Source organism: Stenotrophomonas sp. 2619 (assembly GCF_040548725.1).
GTDB classification, from domain to species: domain Bacteria; phylum Pseudomonadota; class Gammaproteobacteria; order Xanthomonadales; family Xanthomonadaceae; genus Stenotrophomonas; species Stenotrophomonas maltophilia_AP.
Genome location: NZ_JBEPSF010000016.1, coordinates 69,311 through 91,984, shown reverse-complemented (window position 1 = coordinate 91,984; position 22,674 = coordinate 69,311). Strand labels below are relative to the sequence as shown.

At 69.3% G+C, this 22,674-nt stretch carries 17 protein-coding genes; 10 read left to right on the top strand and 7 right to left on the bottom strand.

All coding sequences use genetic code 11. From position 1 onward, the window contains the following. The first annotated feature begins 2 nt into the window (after positions 1-2). Both ABIA71_RS16010 and ABIA71_RS16005 read left to right on the top strand, forming a co-directional pair. Positions 3-3,170, top strand: a complete 3,168-nt coding sequence (locus tag ABIA71_RS16010) for a two-component regulator propeller domain-containing protein (protein ID WP_354286499.1) — start codon at positions 3-5, stop codon at positions 3,168-3,170. A 123-nt stretch (positions 3,171-3,293) separates the two neighbouring features. Further along, positions 3,294-6,821, top strand: coding sequence for a hybrid sensor histidine kinase/response regulator (locus ABIA71_RS16005; protein WP_354286497.1), 3,528 nt, complete (start codon positions 3,294-3,296; stop codon positions 6,819-6,821). Between the two features lie 113 nt (positions 6,822-6,934). On the opposite strand, the gene mdtD is transcribed toward ABIA71_RS16005, so the two are convergent. From mdtD to ABIA71_RS15980, 5 genes are all read right to left on the bottom strand, one after another. Then, on the bottom strand, positions 6,935-8,338 hold the full coding sequence (mdtD, locus tag ABIA71_RS16000) for a multidrug transporter subunit MdtD (protein WP_159497573.1): 1,404 nt from the start codon (positions 8,336-8,338) through the stop codon (positions 6,935-6,937). 489 nt (positions 8,339-8,827) lie between these two features. Further along, on the bottom strand, positions 8,828-9,901 hold the full coding sequence (gene hemE, locus ABIA71_RS15995; RefSeq protein WP_354286496.1) for a uroporphyrinogen decarboxylase: 1,074 nt from the start codon (positions 9,899-9,901) through the stop codon (positions 8,828-8,830). Positions 9,902-9,964: 63 nt separating this feature from the next. Continuing rightward, positions 9,965-10,216, bottom strand: a complete 252-nt coding sequence (locus tag ABIA71_RS15990) for a WGR domain-containing protein (RefSeq protein WP_354286494.1) — start codon at positions 10,214-10,216, stop codon at positions 9,965-9,967. Between the two features lie 72 nt (positions 10,217-10,288). Further along, positions 10,289-11,398: a 3-dehydroquinate synthase gene (aroB, locus tag ABIA71_RS15985; RefSeq protein ID WP_354286492.1), complete on the bottom strand. Its 1,110-nt coding sequence runs from the start codon at positions 11,396-11,398 to the stop codon at positions 10,289-10,291. Further along, positions 11,395-11,937, bottom strand: a complete 543-nt coding sequence (locus tag ABIA71_RS15980) for a shikimate kinase (RefSeq protein WP_354286490.1) — start codon at positions 11,935-11,937, stop codon at positions 11,395-11,397. Before ABIA71_RS15980 ends, aroB begins: the two co-directional genes overlap by 4 nt. A gap of 95 nt (positions 11,938-12,032) precedes the next feature. On the opposite strand from ABIA71_RS15980, the gene ABIA71_RS15975 reads away from it, so the two are divergent. Then, positions 12,033-12,236, top strand: coding sequence for a dodecin family protein (locus ABIA71_RS15975; protein ID WP_038686896.1), 204 nt, complete (start codon positions 12,033-12,035; stop codon positions 12,234-12,236). Positions 12,237-12,288: 52 nt separating this feature from the next. Here the strand turns inward: ABIA71_RS15975 and ABIA71_RS15970 are convergent, their stop codons facing one another. Next, complete coding sequence (locus ABIA71_RS15970) at positions 12,289-13,119, bottom strand: kinase (RefSeq protein ID WP_354286489.1); 831 nt, start codon at positions 13,117-13,119, stop codon at positions 12,289-12,291. 41 nt (positions 13,120-13,160) lie between these two features. On the opposite strand from ABIA71_RS15970, the gene pdxH reads away from it, so the two are divergent. From pdxH to ABIA71_RS15955, 3 genes are all read left to right on the top strand, one after another. After that, positions 13,161-13,760, top strand: a complete 600-nt coding sequence (gene pdxH / locus ABIA71_RS15965; protein WP_354286487.1) for a pyridoxamine 5'-phosphate oxidase — start codon at positions 13,161-13,163, stop codon at positions 13,758-13,760. A gap of 96 nt (positions 13,761-13,856) precedes the next feature. After that, positions 13,857-14,318 carry a DoxX family protein gene (locus ABIA71_RS15960; RefSeq protein WP_354286485.1) on the top strand — a complete coding sequence of 154 codons (462 nt, stop codon included), beginning with the start codon at positions 13,857-13,859 and terminating at the stop codon, positions 14,316-14,318. A gap of 75 nt (positions 14,319-14,393) precedes the next feature. Further along, positions 14,394-15,230, top strand: coding sequence for an ankyrin repeat domain-containing protein (locus ABIA71_RS15955; RefSeq protein WP_354286483.1), 837 nt, complete (start codon positions 14,394-14,396; stop codon positions 15,228-15,230). A gap of 9 nt (positions 15,231-15,239) precedes the next feature. Here ABIA71_RS15955 and prpR read toward each other — a convergent pair whose 3' ends face one another. Then, on the bottom strand, positions 15,240-16,853 hold the full coding sequence (gene prpR, locus ABIA71_RS15950) for a propionate catabolism operon regulatory protein PrpR (protein WP_502961269.1): 1,614 nt from the start codon (positions 16,851-16,853) through the stop codon (positions 15,240-15,242). Between the two features lie 166 nt (positions 16,854-17,019). On the opposite strand from prpR, the gene prpB reads away from it, so the two are divergent. The 4 genes from prpB (at position 17,020) to ABIA71_RS15930 (ending at position 22,661) form a co-directional block, all read left to right on the top strand. Next, a complete protein-coding gene (prpB, locus tag ABIA71_RS15945; RefSeq protein ID WP_038686907.1) occupies positions 17,020-17,910 on the top strand; it encodes a methylisocitrate lyase in 891 nt (296 codons plus the stop codon). A gap of 29 nt (positions 17,911-17,939) precedes the next feature. Beyond that, entirely contained in the window at positions 17,940-19,100 is a 1,161-nt protein-coding gene (gene prpC, locus ABIA71_RS15940) for a bifunctional 2-methylcitrate synthase/citrate synthase (protein WP_354286481.1), read from the top strand. A gap of 138 nt (positions 19,101-19,238) precedes the next feature. Further along, on the top strand, positions 19,239-21,854 hold the full coding sequence (acnD, locus tag ABIA71_RS15935) for a Fe/S-dependent 2-methylisocitrate dehydratase AcnD (protein WP_354286479.1): 2,616 nt from the start codon (positions 19,239-19,241) through the stop codon (positions 21,852-21,854). Positions 21,855-21,953: 99 nt separating this feature from the next. Continuing rightward, a complete protein-coding gene (locus ABIA71_RS15930; RefSeq protein WP_354286477.1) occupies positions 21,954-22,661 on the top strand; it encodes a hypothetical protein in 708 nt (235 codons plus the stop codon). Positions 22,662-22,674 lie beyond the last annotated feature (13 nt).

Below are 22,674 nucleotides of genomic sequence, written 5' to 3'. Positions count from 1 at the left end.
GCATGGTCCTGTTGCTGCTGGCAGTGATCGCATCGGCCGCGGCGGCGCGCTTGCCCGAGGCCGCCCGTTTCACTACCGCCGATGGCCTGCCGTCCAACGCCGTGCACCAGGTCGTCCAGGATCGGCAGGGGTACCTGTGGTTCGCCACCGACGACGGGCTCGCGCGGTTCGATGGACGTCAGTTCCGCCTCTGGCGCCGCGAACAGGGATTGGCCGACAACGCGCTGCTCAGCCTGGCCGTAGACACCCAGGACGAGCTCTGGATGGGCACCGGCTACGGCACGCTGATGCGGATGTCGGCCGACCGCAGCCGGATCGACCGGTTTGGTGGCGGCAGCCATCCGGCCCTGGCCGGGGTGCCGATCAGCGCGGTGCTGCCCGATGCAGAGGGCGGGGTGTGGTTCGGTACGCGTGGCGCGGGACTGTTCCGGCTGGACCGGCAGCAGCGCATCCGCCATTTCCTGCCGACCCAGCGCGATGACGGCGTGCCCGCGGGGGATGTCGGGTACCTGCTCGACGATGCCCGCGGCACGGTGTGGATAGGCACCTCGCATGGGCTGGCGTGTTGGCGCGGCGGGCGCTTCCATCGGCCGCCCGATCCACGCCTGGCGCACGCGTCGGTCACCGGATTGAACCAGGACAGCGCGGGCGTGGTGTGGGCCAGCACGGCCGCGGGCCTGTGGCATGGCACGACGTGCAGCACGTTGCAGGCCGTACCGGTGCCGTTACAGCGTCGCCTGCTGGGCATCGGTTCGGATGGAGCGCACTGGCTGGCCGAAGCCGACCGGATCTGGCACCAGCCTGTGGACGGCGGAGCCGCAACGCCGGTGTCGCTCGCCGCGGTCGGGCGCGGCGCACCGCCCCGCCTGCGAGGTGTCTTCGAGGACCGGGACGGCGGCGTGTGGCTGCTGGGACGCCGCCTGGGCATCTGGCGCTTGCCGCCGCGCTGGTCGCAGTTCCCAAGGCAACCGGCGCCAGTGCGGCGGTTGGGGCTGGACGGTTTTCTGCCGGCATCGGCGCTGGCAGGCGAGGAACTGGCCTGCGACGACGCGCGCTACTGGCGCATCCACACCGGCATGCTGGAGGGCCGCGGACCGGCGCGGCGCCGCCCGGTGCGGTGGCCGCTGCAGGGGGTCGGTCAGGCACCGCTGCGCGGGCCGGTGTCGCTGCACTGTGCCGACGACGGTGGCGTCTGGCTGGGCAGCCGCGATGGGTTGATGCGCTGGAACGGCGCGCAACTGCAACCGGTCGCCGGCGCCCCCGCGGCGATCAGTGCGTTGCACGTTGCCGCCGATGGGCAGTTGTGGGTGGCCAGCGCGGGCGCGCTTCATCGCTACCAGTGGCAGGACGGACGCCTGCTGCGCAGCCTGCGGCTGGAGGAGCGCGACGGCGTGCCGGCACAGGCGGTGCATGCATTGGCCACCGACGCCGACGGCGTGCTGTGGGGCGTGTCCAGCCATGGCCTGTTGCGGGTTGCGGCCCCTTGGCGCGAGGTGCGCATGTACACCCGCGACGACGGCATCCCGGCCGCGCTGCTGAAGGGCCGGCTGCAGGCGCAGGGGCGGCAGATGCTGGCCATCGATGCAGAGGGCGCGATCGCGTTCGATCCGGCCCTGTTGGCGCACCCGCCCACGCCGTCGGCGCTGGTGATCGAGCGGGTGCAGCTGCGGCGCGACCAGCGCCTGCTCACGCTGCCACCGGCGGCGACGCTGCAGCTGCATGAAGGTGATCGCGAGATCCAGATCACCGCCAGGGTGCTGTCGGCCCAACTCGACCGGGGCCAGCAGTATCGGTTCCGGCTGCGCGATGGCAGCGGTGGATGGCATCGCACCCGCAGCCGTGGGACGGTGGACTTTCCGACGCTGGCGCCGGGTCGGCATGTGCTGGATTACCAGGAGCGCAGCGGCGAGGGGCGTTGGTCGGCCGTGCAGAGCCTGGTACTCGACGTGCAGCCCGATGGCTGGACCTACCGGCAGCTGTCGGTGGCGCATGCCGCCAGCGGGGTCGCGATGCTGGGGCTGCTGGCCTGGCTGGGCGGGCGCAGTCTGGCGCGTTCGCGCGCGCGTCGCGCCGCGCTGCAGCGGCACGCGTGGGCGCAGCAGTCGGCGCAGGCCAAGGCGCATTACCTGGCCACGTTCGGGCACGAGGTGCGCACGCCGTTGACGGGCGTGCTGGGGATGACCGAACTGCTGCTGGCCTCGCCGCTGGACGCGCAGCAACGGCAGCGCCTGCAACGGATCGACCGGGGCGGCCGGCAGTTGCTGGCGATCGTGAACCAGGCGCTGGAGGACGCGCGCATGGATGCGGGCCGGTTGCCGCTGCAGTGCGGCGAGGTGGATCTGGCCGCGCTGCTGCAGCGCTGGCGGCAGTGCGCGCAGCTTGACCTGTGCGCGCAGGGCAGCAGCCTGGCAGCGTGCGTGGACCTGCCCGGTGCGGCGCGCGTGCATACCGATCCGGAGCGCGTTCTGCAGGTGCTGCAGCGGGTGGTGGATGTGATGGTGCAGACGCTGGGCGCGTGCAGGATGTCGATGCGCGCCAGCTGGCTGCCAGGGCGCAGCGGCGTGCTGGTGGATATCGACGCGTTCGCCACCTTGGCAGCGCCGCTGCCGCCCACACTGGTATCCGGCGACGCACTGGCGTCCGCGCAGGCCGGCGCGCACGCGTTGGGGGGACGCGTACAGCTGGTCAGCGCCGGGGGCGGGTCGGGTGGGCGCGTGCTGCTCAGCCTGCCGATGTCGGCGGGCACCGCATGCGCCACCTGCACGCCGGCCCGTTCCGGCGCGGCCGAGGACACGCCGAAGGTGTGCCCCGGTGAGCGGGTTCTGCTGGTCGAAGACGAGCCATTGGTGGCCGACGTGCATGCCGGCCTGCTGGCGGCCGCCGGCGCACAGGTGGTGACCGCGGCACATGCGCTGGCCGCATTGGGCGAACTGGCGGTGGCGCCGTTCGACGTGGTGCTGCTGGACCTGGACCTGCCCGGTGTGGACGGGTGGCAGCTGCTGGACATGCTGGGCGCACAGGGATGCCCGGTGCCGGTGGTGGTCTTCACTGCGCGCCGCGACCCTGATCTGGCCCAGCGGTCGGCGGCGGCAGGCGCTGCAGGATGGCTGCACAAGCCGGCCAGCGGCCAGCAGTTGCTGGCAGCGGTGCGCGCCGCGCGGCAGGCCTGAGCGGATCGTCGCCGCGTAACGAACCGTTTACCATGCGGACTGGCCCAGGATCGGCGCGCCGGCAACACCGCGCGCCCATAGCCCCTGGGGTGCATCCATGGACGATGGGGAGATCCACCAGTGATGTCATTGCGTTGGCTGCTCCTGATCGGGATCGCATGGCTGTGGCCGACCGTCGGCCTGGCCCAGCCCGTGCCACCAACGCCACGCCAGCTCACCGTGTTCGATGGCTTGCCGTCCAACACGGTCAACCGCATGGCCGAAGATGGCTACGGCTACCTGTGGATCGCCACCAACGACGGGCTGGCCCGCTACGACGGACGCAACTACCGGGTCTGGCGCGCCGAGGACGGGCTGCGCGACAACCACGTCTGGAGCGTGCATGTGGATGCGCGCAACCAGCTGTGGATCGGCACCGAGAATGCCGGCCTGGCGATGATGTCGGCCGATCGCCGCGAACTGCGCTTCTTCGACCGGGCCAGCCACCCGCAGATCGGCAGCAACACCATCTGGTCGATCACCTCCACTGCCGATGGCAGCGTGTGGTTCGGCACTTACGAAGGGGGCCTGCACCGCCTGGACCGTGACGGCAAGGTGACCCGCTTCATGCCCGAGCGCGGTAACCCGCGCAGCCTGCCGGCCGCGTCGGTGACCCAGCTGGCCACCACCCGTGACGGCAGCCTGTGGGTAGGCACGCAGGCGGGTCTGGCACGCTGGACCGGCACGGATTTCGAACGGGTGCCCAGCCGCGACGTGCCGGCGCAGGTAATCAACGGCCTGACCGCCGAGATCGATGGCAGCCTGTGGATCGGCACCAATACCGGCGTACTGGTTCGTCGACCGGATGGGCGCTTCGAACCGGCACCGTGGAAGGTGGCCGCCGGCGACCAGGTGCTGGGCATGATGCTGCGCGACGAGCAGGGCGGTTACTGGCTGGACACCCGGTCCGGGCTGGGGCGCGCCTACGACAACCAGTTCCAGCAGGTGCCGCTGTACAGCGCGGTGGCGCGTGGCCAGGTGCGCCCGAACTGGACCGGCGCCTATGAAGACCGCGAAGGCGGAATCTGGCTGGCCAGCGTCAATGGCGGGTTGTGGCACCTGTTGCCGCGCTGGTGGCAGTTCTCGGTGCTGTCGCGCCTGGAGGACGATCCGGCGTCGCTGCGCAACGGGTACGTGCTGGGCATGTCCGCCGCCGCCGACGGCGGGGTCTGGGCAGTGGGCACACACGGGGCGCTGGACAAGTTCGATCCGGTCAGCGGCCGTGTGACCCAGCATCGGACCGGTGTGGACGGGACGCAGTGGCTGCAATCGGTACAGGAGGACCCCCGCGGCCAGGTCTGGATCGGGTCGGCGTCGGCCTTGCTGCGCTATGACCCGCGGGATGGATCGATCCGCCGCTGGGGGCACGATGCTGCCGTCGACGCGGCGATGGAGGGTCAGCTGGAGTCGTTGGTGGTCTGCGATGGCCAGCGCCTGTGGAGCGCGGCGTCCACCGGGCTGCAGCAACGCGACCTGGACGGTCGCGTGCTGCACCGGGTGCCGGCCGGGCATGCCGGACTTGCGGCCGGGCAACTGACCCTGGACCTGCTGTGCGGACCGGACGACACCCTGTGGGTGGCCACCAACCAGGGCCTGCTGCAGTGGATGCCGGGCCGTTCCCGATTTGAGCCCGTGCCGGGCGGGCCAGCGGCGGCGATCCACGCGCTGGCGCGCGCCGACGACGACAGCCTGTGGCTGTCCGAAGAAGGGCGGCTGAGTCAGTACCGATGGCAGGACGGGCGGCTGTTGCTGCAGGCCGTCATCGGCGGTGGCGCCGGCTATCCGGAAGTGTCGGCGACCGGACTGGTGGTCGATGCGCAGGGCGTGGTCTGGGCCGCCAGCGCACGTGGCCTGATCCGGGTCGACCCGCAGATGGGCAACGTGCGCCTGTATGGCGTGCACGATGGCCTGCCCAGCCAGGAGTTCCGTCGCAGCACGCTGAGCCGCACCGGCAGCGGCCGCATCGTCGGCGGCACGCCGGCGGGCGTGGTGGTGTTCGACCCGCGCCAGGTGCGGCCGTCCAACCGGCGTGCGCCGCTGGTGATCGAGCGCGTCGAGGTACGCCGTGGCGACCGCGTCGCCGACCTCACCCACCTGACTCCGCTGGAGGTGGCCGACGCCGACCGCGACCTGCGCATCGTGGCGCGGCTGTTGTCGTTTGCCGATTCGTCATCCAACAGCTACCGCTACCGACTGGCCGGCTACGATCCGGACTGGGTGGAAGTGGGGCCAGCGGGCGAGCGCGTGTTCTCGCGGTTGCCGCCGGGCCGCTACCGGTTGGAAGTGCAGGCACGTTCGGCCGACCAGGTGTGGTCGCGGGTGCAGTCGCTGGAATTCCGGGTGATGCCGCCGTGGTGGCGGAGCATGTCCGGGCTGCTGGTGCTGACCTCGATGACGCTGCTGTTGATGAGCCTGATTGCGTGGTTGTACCGGCGCCGGTTGCAGCGGCGGCATGCCTACCAGCTGGCCCTGCAGAAGCAGGAACTGGCCGAGCAGGCATCGGCGGCCAAGACCCGCTTCCTGGCCAACCTGGGCCACGAAGTACGCACGCCGATGACCGGCGTGCTGGGCATGAGCGAGTTGCTGCTGGGCTCGTCGCTGGACCCGCAGCAGCGCAGCTGGACCGCGTCCATCCGGCATGCCGGCGAGCACCTGCTGCACCTGGTCAACGATGCGCTGGACCTGGCGCGCATCGAGTCCGGACGGTTGCAGCTGCAGTCGCAGCCGTTCGACGTGCACAACGTGGTGAGCGATGTCTGCACCTTGATGGCCGCGCTTGCCGAGCAGAAGCACGTGCGGTTCGTGGTGGACAACCAGCTGCCGCCGGGCCTGGCCAGCGTGGGCGATGCGGTGCGCGTGCGGCAGATCCTGCTCAACCTGCTGGGCAATGCGGTGAAGTTCACCACGCATGGCGAAGTGCGGCTGAAAGCCACCACGCTGTCGTCCGAGCGCGGCCTGCATTTCGAGGTATCCGACACCGGGCCGGGCATCAGCAGCGACCAGCAGCAGCGCCTGTTCCGGCGTTTCGAGCAGGCCGACGGCGCGCGCACGGCGGCGCAGTACGGTGGCAGCGGGCTGGGCCTGGCGATCTGCCGCGAGCTGGCGCTGGCCATGCAGGGCCAGATCGGGGTGGAGAGCCAGCTGGGCGTGGGCACGCGCTTCAGCGTGAGCCTGCCGTTGCCGCTGCACATCGCCGCGCTGCCTACCGGCGGCGAGCCGGGCAGTGAGCGCGCGCGCCTGCCACCGCTGCGCATCCTGCTGGTGGAAGACGATGAAACGGTGGCCAGTGTGATCACCGGTCTGCTGGGCGCGCGCGGGCATGACATGGTGCATGCCGAGCACGCGCTGGCGGCCCTGCGCGAGGTCAGCGGGACCCCGTTCGACGTGGCGCTGCTCGACCTGGACCTGCCGGGCCTGGGCGGCATCGAGTTGGCCGGGCACCTGCGCAACCAGGGCTACGAGATGCCGATGATCGCGGTGACGGCGCGTACCGACCCGGGGATCGAGCAGCAGGTGCAGGCAGCCGGTTTCAGCGGATTCCTGCGCAAGCCGGTGACCGGCGATCTGCTGGAGGAGGCGATCGCGCGGGCGCTGCGGCAACCCCGCGGGTAGCAGCGCACCGTGGGTGCGCTGGGCTGGGTGGTGATCGCACGAACCAGGTAGAGCGCACCGTTGGTGCGCTGTTTGATCATCGGACCAACGGTCCGATGCCACCCGGAGGTCGCCTATTCGGCGACCTCCTCTACGTCGCGCGGGGACGGGCGGGTGTCGGGCAGCTGCCAGAAGATGAGCGTGGAGGTCAGGGTGATGGCGCCGACGCAGACGAAGGTGGCGTGCAGGGCGGCGGTGGCGCCGTGCAGCTGGTCCAGGTGCGCGAAGGCGGCCAGCAGGCTGCCGGCCGCGGCAGCGCCGAAGCCGGTGGCGAGCATCATCACCATCGACAGCAGGCTGTTGCCGGCGCTGGCGAAGTCGCGGTCGAGGTCGCGCAGGGTGACAGTGTTCATCACGGTGAACTGCAGCGAGTTGACCGCGCCGAACAGGGCCAGCTGGACGACGCGCACCCACAGCGGCTGGCCGGGGGTCATGAAGATGAAACTGGCCATGGCCAGGCCAACCAGCACGGTGTTGACCATCAGCACGCGGCGGTAGCCGAAGCGTTCGACCAGTTTGACCGCGTAGCGTTTGGAGACCATGCCAGCGGCGGCGACCGGGATCATGAGCAGGCCGGCATTCATCGGGCTCATGCCCATGCCCACCTGCAGCAGCAGTGGGATGAGCAGCGGCATGGCGCTGCTGCCGATGCGCGAGAACAGGTTGCCGAGGATGCCGATGCGGTAGCTGGGGACATGGAACAGGGCCAGCGAGAACAGCGGGGCGGTGGAATTGGCGGCGTGCAGCCAGTAGCCGACCAGGGCGGCCAGCCCGGCCACGGTCATGAGCATGACCAGGGCGTGCGGGGTGGCCATGCCGGAGATGCCGTCGAGGGCGAGCGACAGGACGACCATGCCGAAGGCGAGCATGAGGTAGCCGGCGATGTCGAAGCGGGTGCGGTGTTCGGCGTAGTGGTCGGGCATGACCTTCATGGCGGCGATGTAGCCGATGACGCCGATGGGGAGGTTGATCAGGAAGACCCAGTGCCAGGAGGCGACTTCGACGAGCCAGCCACCGAGGGTGGGGCCGATGAGGGGGCCGATGAGGGCGGGGATGGCGATGAAGCTCATGGCGCGGAGGAATTCTTCGCGTGAGACCGAGCGCATGACGGCGAGGCGGCCGACGGGGAGCAGCATGGCGCCCCCGATGCCCTGCAGGACGCGGGCGCCGACGAGTTGGTGGAGGGTCTGGGCCAGGGCGCAGGCGAGCGAGCCGAGGGTGAACAGGATGATGGCGACGAGGAAGGTGCGCCGGGTGCCGAAGCGGTCGGCGATCCAGCCGGAGGCGGGAATGAAGGTGGCGACGGCGAGGGCGTAGCTGAAGACGACCGACTGCATCTGCAGGGGGCTTTCGCCGAGGCTGCGGGCCATGGCGGGGAGGGCGGTGTTGACGATGGTGGAGTCCAGCATCTGCATGAAGATCGCCAGCGATACGAGCCACAACAGGGGCCGGATCGAGGCGTAGCTGCTGGTCGTCATCGTGGGTGCCTTCATCAACGAGGCGCACATGATCGCCGATGTGGGATCAGGGTGCGGTCAAGAGGCGGTTGTGGACTGGATGGGCAAAGTTTTTTCGGAGGTGGATGCAGAGCTAGAGCCAGAGCCAGAGCCAGGGCCGAAGCCGAAGCCGAAGCCGAAGCCGAAGCTGTTGATGTGGTGGTGACCTGGCTGGGCTGGCGTGGGTAGGTTGGCGGGACACGCCGTGAACCCGTCCCTGGGGGCTCGTGGGCGCCCTCCATGGCGCCCAACGGTCCCGCCAACCCACCCACGCCAGCCCCCGACACGGTGTCGGTGCGCATGGCAACAGCGGTAGAGCCGCGGCATGCGTGGCTGATGGTTTTTTGGGGTTGCGTGCAGCCACCCATGGGGTGGCTCTACCGGTTGCGGGGTGGTCGGGTGTGACCGCCGGTTGCGGGGTGCTTGGGGGGTAGAGCCGACCGTTGGTCGGCTGCCCTCCACGCCGGTTGATCAGCGCTTGCTCAAGCGGTGCACGGCGTCGACGAGGACGCCTACGTGGTCCGGGTTCATGTCGGGGGACATGCCGTGTCCGAGGTTGAACACGTGGCCTTCGCGGGAGCCGCCGTTGCCGTCGGCGTAGCTGTCGAGCACGCGGGCGGCGGCGCGTTCGATGGCCTCGGGGTTGCCGTACAGGGTGGCGGGGTCCAGGTTGCCCTGCAGGGCAACCTTGCCGCCGGTGCGGGCGAGCGCGTCGGACAGGTCCAGGGTCCAGTCCACGCCGAGGGCGTCGGCGCCGGTGTCGGCCAGTGCGCCGAGGTGCAGGCCGGTGCCCTTGCCGAACAGGATCAGCGGGGTGCGCTCGGCGCCCTGGCCGCGTTCGAGTTCCTGGGCGATGCGGGTCAGGTAGCGCAGCGAGAATTCGCGGTACATGCCCGGGCTGAGCACGCCGCCCCAGGTGTCGAAGACCTGCAGTACCTGGGCACCGGCGGCGCGCTGGGCGGCCAGGTAGGCGATGACCGCGTCGGTGACCACCGACAGCAGCTGGTGCAGGGCGGCCGGCTCGTTCAGGGCCATCGCCTTGATGCGGGCGAAGTCCTTGCTGCCGCCGCCTTCGACCATGTAGCAGGCCAGGGTCCACGGGCTGCCGGAGAAGCCGATCAGCGGCACGCGACCGTCGAGTTCACGGCGGATCACGCGGACTGCGTCCATGACGTAGCGCAGTTCGGTTTCCATGTCCGGCACGGCCAGTCTGGCGATGGCGGCGGTGTCGCGTACCGGGTGGCGGAACTTGGGGCCTTCGCCATCGACGAAGTACAGCTCCAGGCCCATCGCGTCGGGAATGGTGAGGATGTCCGAGAACAGGATCGCCGCATCCAGGTCGAAGCGACGCAGCGGCTGCAGGGTCACTTCGCAGGCGATATCGGGATTCTTGGCCATGGCCAGGAAGCTGCCGGCCTTGGCGCGGGTGGCGCGGTATTCGGGCAGGTAGCGGCCGGCCTGGCGCATCAGCCAGACGGGGGTGCAGTCCACCGGTTCGCGGCGCAGGGCGCGCAGCAGGCGATCATGGCGGGAGGGGCTGGTCACGTAACGCTTCCTTGGACTCTGGTGGCGCGGGGCCGGGATGAAAGAGCGGGGCGGTGCCGACGCTCAGCGCGGCGCGACGCCGCTGGTGTAGGTGATGTGGTAGCCACGTTGCAGGTGGATATCGCGCGTCTTTTCGAAGGCGCGCTGGGCAGGCTCGGCCTGCGCGAACACCTCGCAACGCAACCGCGCGCGACCGCCCACCACGCCCGATTCGTGCAGCAGTTCCCAGCTGCCGAACAGGTCCGGCTGCAGGGTCAGCTGCAGGTAGCGGGCCGGTTCAGTGCCGCCGGGGTGGTGCTGCAGGAAAACGCGCATGGCCGCGATTGTAGCCGTGAACGCCGGGACAGGCCGTGGCGGCCCACCCCACCTGCGGCCAACGGTCGCAGGTCAGGCTGCGGCCAGTACGCGCAGCACGTCGGCTTCGTCTACGTCGGCCACCACTTCGGCGCGGCCGATGCCCCGCCACAGCACCAGCCGCAGACGCCCGGCGATGTTCTTCTTGTCCAGGCGCATGCGCGCCAGCAGTGCCTCGGGGGCCAGCCCGGCGGGAATTTCCACCGGCAGTTCGTAACGCAGCAGCAGGTCGCGCAGCTGCGCGGTGTCGGCCTCGCTGCTCATACCCAGCTGGGCCGACAGACGCGCCGCCAGCACCATGCCCACCGCGACCGCTTCGCCGTGGTTGAGGTTGTCGTTGCCGGGCGCGCCATAGCCTTGTTCGGTTTCAATGGCATGGCCGAAGGTGTGGCCCAGGTTGAGCAGGGCGCGTTCGCCCTTTTCATGCGGGTCGCGGGCAACGATCTCGGCCTTGTGCTCGCAGCTGCGCGCGATTGCCTGGGCCAGCGCGGTATCGTCGCCGGCCAGCAACGCGGCGTGTTCGGCCTGCAGCCACTGGAAGAAGAGCGGGTCGCGGATGGCGCCGTACTTGATCACCTCGGCCAGCCCGGCGCGCAGTTCGCGCGCTGGCAGGGTCCGCAGCGCGGCCGTGTCGGCGATCACCGCGCGCGGCGGGTGGAACGCACCGACCAGGTTCTTGCCTTCGGGAATGTCCACGGCGGTCTTGCCGCCCACCGAGGAGTCGACCATCGCGAGCAGCGAGGTGGGCAGCTGCACGCAGTCGACGCCGCGCATCCAGCAGGCGGCCGCGAACCCGGCCAGATCGCCGGCCACGCCGCCGCCCAGGGCCAGCACGCAGGCATCGCGGGTCGCACCCAGCGCGGCCAGGGCGGTGATGGCCGCACCGAAGTTGGCCAGGGTCTTGGACGCTTCGCCGGCCGGCAGCACCAGTTCGCCGATCAGCAGCTCCGGGCGCGCGGCGAGCAGCGCCGCTTTCACGTCGGCCAGGTACAGCGGAGCCACCGAGGAGTCGCTGAGCAGCAGCACGTGGCGGCCGCGCACGTGGCGGGCGAGCAGGTCACCCTGGCCCAGCAGGCCGGGGCCGATATGGATGGTGTAGGGCGTGTCGCCGCCAACGGCAACGGTACGGGGGGCGGGGGTCATGCGGGTGGGTCCTGTCGCTGCCATTGGGCGGCCAGCCGCAGCACCAGCTGCGCGGTGGCCTCGGCGGGGGTGTAGAGGTCGGTGTCCAGGGTCAGGTCGGCCAACGCGCGGTACAGCGGGTCGCGCAGCGCGGCCATGTCGTGCAGCACCTGCTCGCGGTCCGGACGTTGCAGCAGCGGCCGGGTGCGGTCGCGGGCCAGCCGTTCCAGCTGCCCGGCCACGCTGACCCGCAGGTACACCACGAAACCGCGTTCGGCGATGATGGCGCGGTTGTCGGGGTCCAGCACGGCGCCGCCGCCGGTGGAGACCAGCTGGTTGCGCCCGCGCAGCAGGGTCTGCAGCGCCTGGCGTTCGTACTGGCGGAAGCCGGCCTCGCCGGAGTGCTCGAAGATCGCCGGGATGCTGGCCCCGGCGGCGTCCACGATGGCCTGGTCGGCGTCCACGAAGTCCAGCGTGAAGCGCTCGGCCAGGCGGCGCCCGATGCAGGTTTTGCCGGCGCCCATCGGGCCAATCAGGATCAGGTTCGGAGCAGGGTTCATTACCCCCGATCCTAACATTTCCGTGCCGTGGCCTTTACGCACCGGCCCCCATGGTGGGGGCTGCGGAATGTCCCGCAGGCAGCCGGAGCGTGCCCATGTCAGTGGCCAAAATCATCGAGATCAATGCGTCCTCCAAGACCAGCGTCGAAGACGCGGTGCGCAGCGGGCTGAAGAAGGTGTCCGAAACGGTCAAGGGCATCCAGGGCGCATGGATCAACGAAACCAAGGTGGTCACCGACGGGGAGGGCAACATCACCGAATGGCGGGTCAACCTGCGCGTGACCTTCGTGGTCGGATGAGGGCAGCCGATGGCCGCCCGGTCGGTTCGACCGGGACCGGCATCGGTGCCGCTTACGCAGGTGCCGTGACCACCTGCCGCTGCTCGTCCAGCGCGATGATCCGGTCGGCCAGACCGGGCAGGGTGCGCAGCGCCTGCCGGCTCACCCGTTCGTAGTACTGCACGAAGCGCTCCAGCTGGGCGCGGCTCATGCTGCTGCGTTCGGGCTGCGCAGCCTGCAGGTTCTGTTCCTGCTGCCAGCGCCAGCGCGGCACGACCGCGAAGTCCGGCGGCTGCAGGAACCACAGGCGATCGCAGCGCTGCCACAGCGCGGGGTAGTGCGCGGCCAGCGCCTGGTTGCACCACTGCCGCCAGCGTCCGTCGGCGTCGGCGTCGCGCTCCAGGGCGTTCAAGGGCGGCTGCAGGTCCGCCTCGGGCTGCGCGGGCGTGCCCAGGAACCAGCCTTCGAACACCAGCAGGTCCAGTGGGCCGTCCACCTGTGGCCAATCGGCCTGCGCCACGCGTTCGTCGGCCAGCTTGTCGAACCGTGGCAAGGCCACCGGCTGGCGTGCGGCGATGGCGTCCAGGGTGGCATGGGCCAGCGGCAGGTCGTGGGTGCCCGGCGGGCCCCGGGTGAGCAGCAGCGGATGCACCTGGCGGGCCAACCGTTGGCGTTGGCTGCGGGTGAGGTAGAAATCGTCGATGGACAGGGCCGCTGCGCGCAGTCCGCGCTGCCCGGCCAGCGCCACCACCTGGGCGGCCAGCGTCGATTTGCCGCTGCCCTGCAGCCCGCTGATCGCCAATACTGGTACCTCCGTACCCGCTGCCAGCGCATCCTCCAGTGCCTGGGCGACCAGTGCATCGGGAAAACCTTTGTTGCGGGGCATGTACGCGGTAGCAGGCATGCGGTGACAATAAACCCAAATCGAATGGCAAGAAACCAACCATGACCGATCTGTATACCGAAGCGCTGTCGACCTTTGCCGCGCTGTTCGAGGAAGCCAAGCGCAGCGCGGAAATCGAACCCAATGCGATGACCGTGGCCACGGCCGACACCAGCGGCCAGCCGTCGGCACGCACCGTGCTGCTGAAGGCCTTCGACGCGCGTGGGTTCGTGTTCTACACCCACCTGGACAGCCACAAGGGCCGTGAACTGCGCAGCAACCCGCGCGCTGCCCTGCTGTTCCTGTGGCGCAGTCTGCGCGAGGCAGGCATCCAGGTGCGGATCGAAGGCCGTGTCGAGCAGGTGGACGATGCCGAAGCCGATGCCTACTTCGCCTCGCGGCCGCGCATGAGCCAGATCGGCGCATGGGCGTCGCTGCAGTCAAAGACACTGGCATCGCGCGAGGAGTTCGACGCGCGCGTGGCCACCACCGAGGCCAGTTTCGCCGACCGCGAGGTGCCACGCCCGGAGGGATGGAGCGGGTTGCGCGTGGTGCCGCAGCGGATCGAATTCTGGTACGGCGCACAGTTCCGGCTGCACGAGCGCTGGTGCTATGAGGTCGATCACGACGGGCAGTGGAGCAAGCGATTGCTGTTCCCGTAAGGGCGCATCCCTCGCAAACCGCGCGGGGCGCGCCGGGTGGGAAGACGCCGGTTAGGATCGGGCGGACGACGATGTCTGCCTCGGAACCGCCCTGCCATGTTTCCTTTTGTCCTGCCTGCTGAATCCCGTATCGCCCCTTCGATGCTGTTACTGCTGTCGCGCATCGCCGCGGGCACCATGTTCGCCGTATCGGGATGGAACAAGCTGTTCACCGACGACGGCAGGGATCGCATGCTGGCCACACTGGTGGAGGCGGGCATCCCGTGGCCGGCGGCCAGCGCCCCTGCAGTGGCGATGGTGGAATGGGTGCTGGGCACCACCCTGGTGCTTGGCGTGCTGCCGCGCCTGTCGGCCGCAGCGCTGATGATGATCTGCGCGGTAGCGGCCTTCACCGATGGTATCGGGCGCATCCCGGCCGGCCTGGGGCCTTTGGATTGGCTGAGCTGGTTCCTGTATCTGCCGGAGGTGCCACTGGGCGTGGTCCTGGCGTGGGTGTGCGTGCTGGGCGCGGGGCGTTATGCGCTGTGGACGGGACGCGGCGCTTCGCCGACGGCGTGAACTGTGGCGCGAAGCGCCCGCGATGCGGGCTCCTGCATACTTGCGGAGGAATCCACCTGTGCACGGACCTGTTACATGACGACCGCATCCGCTTCTTCGCCCGCCATCGATCTGTGCGCCGCCGCCTTGGCGGCCGACGTGGCGACCGTGCAGGCCGGCCTTGCGGCGGGCGCCGATGTCAGCGCAGAAAACGCCTACGGCTTCACTGCGCTGGAATGTGCGGCGCGCGCAACCCATGACACCCCGGGGGCCCAGCATCTGCAGGTACTGCGTTTGCTCATCGATGCAGGAAGCCCGCTGGAACACCTCGGTGGCGGCGGGCGGACCGCGTTGTACCTGGCCGCTGAATTCGCCCTGGAGTGCGCGCCGGTGCAGATGCTGCTCGACGCCGGTGCGAACCCGGCGGTGCACGACGGCGGTGGCAACCCTATCGTCGTCAACGCGATGGTGCCGGAGGTGCAGGCGCTGCTGTCTGCGGTGACCGGCTACCCCATCCCGGTGGAGGCCGAGCCGCGGCCGCCGCAGAAGATGCGGGCCGCCGACTGGCGCGCCGCGCACGCCAGGATCACCGCGGTGTTCGCCCGTCTGGAAGACCAGGGCATCGTCACCGCGCAGGACGTCGGCCTGACCCAGGACGATGGCTTCACCGACACCGCTCAGCAGTTCATCGAACGCGGCGGCATGGAGGCCGGCCTGCTCGGCCTGTGCTTCTACACCCGGCAGGACCTCAACCGCGCCAAGCGCAGCAGCGATCTGAGCCTGGGCTTCTGGGCCGGGCCGGAGGGCGCCAGCGCTGCCATGGAGCAGGTCGGGCGCAGGATCGTGGACGCGTTCACCGCAGCGGGGCTGGCGGTGGACTGGGATGGCTCGGCAGCGCACCGGCCCACGGTGGACCTGCGCGGGGTGGCGTAAGCCGCGTCCTTACCCGGCGGTGCTGCGCAGCCAGCGCCACAGCGTGGTACGCGACACGCCCAGCGCCTGGGCGACCTGCTCACGGTTTCCGCCGTGGGCATCTAGCAGCTGCTGCAGCGTGTCGTTGCCGGGGCGCGTGGCCGCGCGCTGGGGCAGGCTGTCCGGCGCTGCGTCTGCCACGGCGCGCGCGGCGACGGGCGAGGACGCCAGCTCCGGCAGCCAGGCCTGCATCTGCGCCAACGGCAGTTCGCCGCGCCCGTGCGGCCAGTGGATGCGCAACCGGTCGACCATGTTGCGCAGCTCGCGCACGTTGCCCGGCCACGGGTAATCGCACAGCCGCTGCAGCGCCGGGGCGGCGAGCGGGGACGACGTGCCGCCCAGCAGGCTGAAGAAGTGTTCCAGCAGCAGCGGCACGTCCTCGCGGCGTTCGTGCAGGGTCGGCAGCGCGATGCGCAACGCAGCCAGGCGGTAGTAAAGGTCACGGCGGAAGCGCTGCGCCTCCACCAGCGATTCCAGCGTCTGCAGCGTGGCCGCCACCACGCGCACGTCCACCGGCGTGGGTTCGGTGGCACCCACGCGCAGTACTTCGCGTTCCTCCAGTACCCGCAGCAGCCGCGTCTGCAACGGCAGTGGCAATTCGCCGATCTCGTCCAGGAACAGGGTGCCGCCATCGGCCGCCTCGACCAGGCCGACGCGGCCGCCGCGCCGCGCGCCGGTGAAGGCGCCTTCGGTGTAGCCGAACAGCTCGGCTTCCAACAAGGATTCACTGATGGCCCCGCAGTTGAGCGCGACAAAGCGCCCGCGCCGGCCACTGGCGCCATGCAGTTGCCGGGCCACCAGCTCCTTGCCGGTGCCGGTCGCGCCGGTTACCAGCACCGTGCTGTCGTGCGGGGCATACAGCGCGATGCGGTCGCGGACCTGCTGCATCGCGGCGCTGTCGCCGAGCAGCGCGTGGTCGGCCTCGCGGCGCCGGGCCGGCGGGCGACGCCGCGGCGAGGGGGCGCCCACCCGCGCCAGGGTCTGGGTGAGTTCCAGCGCGTGCTCGAAGGCCTGGCGTACCGAATCGGCCGAGTACAGCAGCACCCCGGGCAGGCCCACCTGTTCGGCATGGTCGATGGCCATGCCGGTGCCGACGATCACCTCGATGCCGTTGGCGCGCATGTCGGCGATGCAGTCGCGGGCGTCTTCTCGGGTCACGAAGCGGCGGTGTTCGATGTCCAGCCCGAAGCTGTGCTGGAAGCTGCCGAAGGTGGGCACGTCGGTGGCGTGGGTCACCAGCCCGATCCGGGGCGCGATCCGGCGCGCGCGCGCCAGCGCCTCCATCAGGTCGAAGCCGTTGGCCTGGATCGGCACCAGCGGCACCTCCAGCCGGCTGCGCAGGTACGCCGCGTTGGAGCCGCCGGCGATCACCACGTCGCAGTGCTCGCGGCGCAGGCGCTGGCCGATCACGTCCACCGCTTCCTCGAAGCCCAGGTTGATCGGCACGATCCGGGCGCGGCGGTCGAACTCGGGAATCACATCGCCCAGCAGCCCGGTCAGGCGCGAGACGCTGACGGTCCAGATCACCGGCAGGCTGCCGCCGTCCGGGTCGGGCAGGCGGGAACGGTGGCGGGGCAGGCTGATCGACATGGTGGCGTTTCAATGTTTCAGTTCCATCCATGTTACAGGTGTTTCAATGTTGCACGGTGAAACATGTGTGTTGCCGCACTGTCTCAATCAAATCAGACACTTGGCACTTGGCACGGCCCTTGCGCCTTCACTCCCGTCAACCACCCTGGAATGCTGCCCGATGAGCACCCCTGTTTCTTCCGCTGGCGCCCGTTTCCGCGCTGCACTGGCTGCCGAATCGCCCCTGCAGGTGATCGGCGCGATCAACGCCAACCACGCCCTGCTGGCGCAGCGCGCCGGCTACCGCGCCATTTACCTGTCCGGTGGCGGCGTCGCCGCCGGTTCGCTGGGCCTGCCGGACCTGGGCATCAACACCCTGGAAGACGTGCTGATCGACGTGCGCCGCATCACCGATGTGTGCGACCTGCCGCTGATGGTGGACATCGATACCGGCTTCGGCCCCAGCGCGTTCAACATCGCGCGGACCGTGAAGTCGCTGATCAAGGCCGGCGCGGCCGCCTGCCATATCGAAGACCAGGTGGGCGCCAAGCGCTGCGGTCATCGCCCGGGCAAGGAAATCGTCACCCAGGGCGAGATGGTTGATCGCGTGAAGGCCGCCGCCGACGCCAAGACCGACCCGGACTTCTTCCTGATCGCGCGCACCGATGCCATCCAGGTGGACGGCGTGGATGCGGCGATCGAACGTGCCATCGCCTGCGTCGAGGCCGGTGCCGACGGCATCTTCGCCGAGGCCGCCTACGACCTGGCCACCTACCGCCGCTTCGTCGACGCGGTGAAGGTGCCGGTGCTGGCCAATATCACCGAGTTCGGCAAGACCCCGTTGTTCACCCGCGACGAACTGGCCTCGGCCGGCGTTGCCATCCAGCTGTTCCCGCTGTCCGCGTTCCGCGCCGCCAACAAGGCCGCCGAGAACGTGTATGAGACCATCCGCCGCGACGGCCACCAGCGTAATGTGGTCGATGCGATGCAGACGCGCGAAGAGCTGTACGACCGTATCGGCTACCACGCCTTCGAGCAGCAGCTCGATGCGCTGTTCGCCGCCAAGAAGTAACGTCGCACCACTTGTTTTCTGGAGGGATCATGAGCGAAGCAGCAACCACCGCCCCCGGCTTCAAGCCGAAGAAGTCCGTCGCCCTGTCGGGCACCGCTGCGGGCAACACCGCGCTGTGCACGGTGGGCCGCAGCGGCAACGACCTGCACTACCGGGGCTACGACATCCTGGACCTGGCCAATACCAGCGAGTTCGAGGAAATCGCCCACCTGCTGGTGCACGGCAAGCTGCCCACCCGCGCCGAGCTGGTGGCCTACAAGGCCAAGCTGAAGTCGCTGCGCGGCATCCCGGCCGCGGTCAAGGCCGCGCTGGAAGAACTGCCGCCGTCGGCGCACCCGATGGACGTGATGCGCACCGGTGTGTCCGTGCTGGGCTGCGTGTCGCCGGAAAAGGATGACCACAACCATCCGGGCGCGCGCGACATCGCCGACAAGCTGATGGCCTGCCTGGGCTCGATGCTGCTGTACTGGTACCACTGGAGCCACAACGGCCGCGCCATCGACGTGGAAACCGACGATGACTCCATCGGCGGCCACTTCCTGCACCTGCTGCATGGCGAGAAGCCGCAGGATTCGTGGGTGAAGGCGATGCACACCTCGCTGATCCTGTACGCCGAGCACGAGTTCAACGCCTCCACCTTTGCCTGCCGCGTCATCGCCGGCACCGGCAGCGACATGTACAGTTGCATCACCGGCGGCATCGGCGCACTGCGGGGTCCCAAGCACGGCGGCGCCAATGAAGTGGCCTTCGAAGTGCAGAAGCGCTACGACAGCCCGGACGACGCCGAGGCCGACATCAAGGCCCGTGTCGAGCGCAAGGAAGTGGTGATCGGCTTCGGCCACCCGGTGTACACCGTGAGCGATCCGCGCAACAACGTGATCAAGGAAGTGGCGCGCGACCTGTCGGCCGAGCAGCAGAACGTGAAGATGTTCGACATTGCCGAGCGTCTGGAAACGGTGATGTGGGACATCAAGAAGATGTTCCCGAACCTGGACTGGTTCAGTGCGGTCAGCTACCACATGATGGGCGTGCCGACGGCGATGTTCACCCCGCTGTTCGTCATCGCGCGGACCTCCGGCTGGAGCGCGCACATCATCGAGCAGCGCATCGACGGCAAGATCATCCGCCCCAGCGCCAACTACACCGGCCCGGAAGACCAAGCCTTCGTACCGATCGACCAGCGCAAGTGATGTGTTCCTCCCGCACCCGGTAACGGGTGCAACGCGGAGCGGGCTGGCCATGCCAGCCCGTCTCCGTTGCGGCGTCGCCACTCCCTTTTTGCCGGTGTCACGACGCCCCGGCCCGCCAACAAGCAGCTATCGCCAGCCATGAATACTCAGTACCGCAAGAATCTCCCCGGCACCGCGCTGGACTATTTCGATACCCGGGCCGCGGTCGATGCGATCCAGCCCGGCGCCTATGCCACGCTGCCGTATACCTCGCGTGTGCTGGCGGAAAACCTGGTCCGCCGCTGCGACCCGGCGACCCTAGAGGCCTCGCTGCGGCAGCTGATCGAGCGCCGCCAGGACCTGGACTTCCCGTGGTTCCCCGCGCGCGTGGTGTGCCATGACATCCTCGGCCAGACCGCGCTGGTGGACCTGGCCGGCCTGCGTGACGCCATCGCCGATGCCGGTGGCGACCCGGCGCAGATCAACCCGGTGGTACCGACCCAGCTGATTGTCGATCACTCGCTGGCGGTGGAGTTCCCCGGCTTCGACAAGGCCGCGTTCGAGAAGAACCGCGCCATCGAGGACCGTCGCAACGAAGACCGGTTCCACTTCATCAACTGGACCAAGAAGGCGTTCAAGAACGTCGACGTGATTCCGCCGGGCAACGGGATCATGCACCAGATCAACCTGGAGAAGATGTCCCCGGTTGTGCAGGTGCGCGACGGCGTGGCCTTCCCCGATACCTGCGTGGGCACCGACAGCCACACCCCGCACGTGGACGCCCTGGGTGTGATCGCCATCGGCGTGGGCGGGCTGGAAGCCGAAAGCGTGATGCTTGGCCGCGCCTCGTGGATGCGCCTGCCCGACATCATCGGCGTGGAACTGACCGGCCGCCCGCAGCCGGGCATCACCTGCACCGACATCGTGCTGGCGCTGACCGAGTACCTGCGCAAGGAGCGCGTGGTGGGGGCGTGGATCGAGTTCTTCGGTGAAGGCGCCACCGCGCTGACCATCGGCGACCGCGCCACCATTTCCAACATGACCCCGGAGTTCGGCGCCACCGCGGCGATGTTCTCCATCGACCAGCAGACCCTGGACTACCTGCGCCTGACCGGCCGCGAGGAAGTCCAGGTGCAGCTGGTGGAAACCTACGCCAAGGCCACCGGCCTGTGGTCGGACGACCTGGCCAACGTGCAGTACGAGCGCGTGCTGCAGTTCGACCTGTCCAGCGTGGTGCGCAACATGGCCGGCCCGTCCAACCCGCACAAGCGCGTGGCCACCCGCGACCTGGCCGCACGCGGCATCGCCGACGAAGCCAAGCTGGCCTCGGGCAAGCTGGAACAGGAACAGGGGCTGATGCCCGATGGCGCGGTGATCATTGCCGCCATCACCAGCTGCACCAACACCAGCAACCCCCGCAATGTCATTTCCGCCGCGCTGCTGGCGCGCAACGCCAACCGCGCCGGCCTGACCCGCAAGCCGTGGGTGAAGAGCTCGCTGGCGCCCGGTTCCAAGGCCGTGCAGCTGTACCTGGAAGAGGCCGGCCTGCTGGGCGACCTGGAACAGATGGGCTTTGGCATCGTGGCCTTCGCCTGCACCACCTGCAACGGCATGAGCGGCGCGCTGGACCCGAAAATCCAGCAGGAAGTGATCGACCGCGACCTGTACGCCACGGCGGTGTTGTCGGGCAACCGCAACTTCGACGGACGCATCCATCCGTACGCCAAGCAGGCGTTCCTGGCCTCGCCGCCGCTGGTGGTGGCCTATGCGATCGCCGGTACCGTGCGCTTCGATATCGAGAAGGACGCGCTTGGCCATGATGCCGATGGCAACCCGATCACGCTGAAGGACCTGTGGCCCAGCGACGCCGAGATCGATGCGGTGGTGAAGGCCTGCGTCAAGCCGGAACAGTTCCGCCAGGTCTACGACCCGATGTTCACCTTCAAGGTGGAGCACGGCGCGCCGATCAGCCCGCTGTATGCGTGGCGCGCGCAGAGCACCTACATCCGCCGCCCGCCGTACTGGGAAGGCGCACTGGCCGGTGCACGCTCGCTCAGTGGCATGCGGCCGCTGGCCGTGCTCGGCGACAACATCACCACCGACCACCTGTCGCCGTCCAACGCGATCATGGCCAGCAGCGCCGCCGGTGAATACCTGGCCAGGATGGGCCTGCCGGAAGAGGACTTCAATTCCTACGCCACCCACCGCGGCGACCACCTTACCGCGCAGCGCGCCACCTTCGCCAACCCCAAGCTGATCAACGAAATGGCCGTCGTCGATGGTCAGGTGAAGCAGGGCTCGCTGGCGCGCGTGGAGCCGGAAGGGCAGGTCACCCGCATGTGGGAGGCCATTGAAACCTACATGGCGCGCAAGCAGCCGCTGATCATCATCGCCGGTGCCGACTACGGCCAGGGCAGCTCGCGCGATTGGGCCGCCAAGGGCGTGCGCCTGGCCGGCGTGGAGGCGATTGCGGCCGAAGGGTTCGAGCGCATCCACCGCACCAACCTGATCGGCATGGGCGTGCTGCCGCTGGAGTTCAAGGAAGGCGTGAACCGCAGGACGCTGGGCATCGACGGCACCGAGACCTTCGATGTGATCGGCGCGCGGGTGCCGCGCGCCGAGCTCACCCTGGTGATCCACCGCCGCAACGGCGAACAGCTGATGGTGCCGGTCACCTGCCGGCTGGACACCGCCGAGGAGGTGTCCATCTACGAGGCCGGCGGCGTACTGCAGCGCTTCGCCCAGGACTTCCTGGAAGCTGCGCAGGTGGCGTGATGGCAACACGGGCGCGCATCCGGTGTGCGCGCCCGCAGCGTCGCTGGCATGGGGCCGGCGACGCGCTGGCAAGCGCTTCCAGACAGGATCATCGGCGACATGTTCTACACCGTGGCGGGCATCATCAACACCGCGTTCATCCTGCTCAGCCTGGTCGGTGTATGGGCGCAGCTGCGCAAGGTCCGGATGCGCCGCCGCGCAGGCGCGGCCAACGGTGCCGCCACCGACATCCTGTCGCTCAACCAGTTCACGGTCAGTTTCCTGGCCTATCTGTCGTTCTTCGTCTACGGCTACACGATCCAGCCGTTCAACCATTTCATTGTCTGGCCACGCCTGCTCGCCTCGGTGCTGGTGCTGCTGATCCTGCGCGAGATATGGACGGACCGGCGCAGCCGTGCGGCCACCACCGCTCTGGCGCTGGCCGGCCTGGCACTGCTGTGCGCGCTGGCCGGGCTGGTCTGGGGGCAGCGCCACGTGGACGAAGGGCGGGTGCTTGCCTCGGCGATGATCGTGGCGATCACCGCGCTGCTGGCGCAGGGCTACGCCCACCAGATCCTGCTGATCTGGCGCTCCGGCCGCACCGGTGCGGTATCGCTGCGGATGAGCCAGCTGATCCTGCTGATGGATGTTTCCACGGTCGTGTTCGCCTTCGCGATGGGGCTGCACCTGGGCTGGCCGCTGTTGCTGCTGGCCGTGGTCAGCGGCAGCACCAAGCTGGCCATCCTGTGGCTGTTCCGTTGGGAGCGCCGCAGCGCCCTGGCCGCGTACAAACGTCAACCTCTTCCCGCGCTGGTCGCCCAGCGCTGATCTTCCCGAGACT